At 30.9% G+C, this 2,079-nt stretch carries 1 protein-coding gene; it reads left to right on the plus strand.

Going from position 1 to position 2,079, the window contains the following annotated elements; translation table 11 throughout:
- The coding region (locus tag OIF36_02690) for a hypothetical protein (GenBank protein MCV6599370.1) at nt 1-2,079 on the plus strand (2,079 nt) is incomplete at both ends.

The raw sequence follows: 2,079 nt of genomic DNA on the forward strand, positions 1-2,079 counted from the left end.
AAAATGTAAAGGTCAATCAACAGGAGCTATAGAAATTAATGCTGTTGGAGGAGCAAATGATTATACTTATAAATGGTTTAAAGAAGGAAGTAGTGTAGTATTTTCAACTTTAAAGAAAATAGAGAATCAAAAGGCAGGAAAATATAAAGTATTAGTACAGGATATTAATAATTGTCCAAGTACACCATTGGAAGTTACAGTAACAATAACAGAGCCATCTGCAGGATTATCAATTTCAGGATCAAGTACAACAGATGCGAGTGGATTTGGTTTATTAAACGGGAGTGTAAATGTAACAGTAACAGGAGGTACATCACCTTATACCTATTCTTTAAAAGAAAAGAGTACAGGTGTAGAAAAAGGAACTTCAAATAATATAACAGGTTTGGCAGGTTCTATATCAGGAATTGTTTATGAAATGACAATAACAGATTCGCAAGGCTGTAAATTAATCAAAGAATATACTATATATCAACCAGAGAAACTGGAAGTATCTTTATCATTAAATTCAGAGATTCGATGTAATGGAGAAGATGGTTCAATAAGTTCAACAGTAACAGGAGGATTTTTAACAGTAGGTTCATCGTACGATTACAAGTGGTATAATAAGTTAAACTTAACTAAGGTAATAGGAACAGGAGTAGGATTAACAGCTAAAGCAGGCGATTACAGATTAGTAGTAGAAGATTCCAAAGGGAATACAGCATTTCAAGATTATAAATTAAAGGAGAATGCAGAAGTAGTATTAAGTTATACAAAGACAGATGTAAAATGTTATGGAGGTAATGATGGAAGCATTGATTTAACAGTTGTAGGAGGAACAGGAGTTTATACATATGTATGGAATAATGGAAAAAAGACTCAAGATTTATCGAATATTACTAAAGGAGTTTATAAGGTAGTTGTCTCAGATGAGAATGGATGTAGAAAAGAAGAAACAATTACAATAACAGAGCCTGATGAATATAAAATTGTTACAGATGTTTTTAGAAGACCAACAGGTGCAGGTTTATCAGACGGAGAAATTACAGTTTCTGTTATAGGAGGAACAAAACCATATACTTTTAAATGGGAAAACGATAAAGGTAATATTATAAGTACTACAAATAGTATTTTAAATATTCCAGCGGGTATTTATAAGTTACAAGTATTAGATAAAAAAGGATGTGAGTTAAATCAGGTTTTTAATTTAGGAGAACCAGAAAAATTATTAATATCAATAAAAGAGACTTCGAGTATTCAGTGTCATGGAGATTTATCAGGAGTTTTAGAATTAGAAACTACTGGAGGAGTTGGAGGAAATACTTACACATGGTATAATGCAACCACAAATGCAGTAATAGGTAATACGTTAAGTATCTCAAATTTAGGAGCAGAATCTTATTATGTAAAGGTTGTAGATGCAAACGGAATAGAGGCAACAAGTACCGTATATAATCTTATAGAACCAACCTTATTAACAGCAACAAGTAGTTTTAAAAATTTATCGTGTTTTGAGAGCAAAGATGGAAGCATAGAATTATCTGTTAAAGGAGGAACAGGAGGATATTTTTATAGAATTAAAAAAGGAGCTAATGCTTATGGAACATGGAATTCATTTGCATCAACAGTTTCAATAGAGAATTTATCGAGCAATAGTTATCAAGTTCAAATAAAAGATTCAAATGATTGTTATTTAACAGAATCAGGAGGAATTAAAGTTTTAGACTTTAACATAACACAGCCACTATTATTAGAAGTAAAAGAAACAATAACAGATGTTAGCGGTTTTGGATTATCGAATGGTAAAATAGCGTTAAATGTAAGTGGAGGAACTAAGCCATATGCTTATTCATGGACAGATGTATCTGGTACAGTAGTATCATTGACAAAAGATTTATTAAATGTTAAAGCAGGTACATATACATTAGCTTTAAAAGATAAAAATAATTGTGAGGTAAATGTATCATATAAAGTAAATGAACCAGAAAAATTATTAATATCAATAAAAGAGACTTCGAGTATTCAGTGTCATGGAGATTTATCAGGAGTTTTAGAATTAGAAACTACTGGAGGAGTTGGAGGAAATACTTACACATG

This window comes from Alphaproteobacteria bacterium (genome assembly GCA_025800285.1).
Taxonomy (GTDB): Bacteria; Pseudomonadota; Alphaproteobacteria; order JAOXRX01; family JAOXRX01; genus JAOXRX01.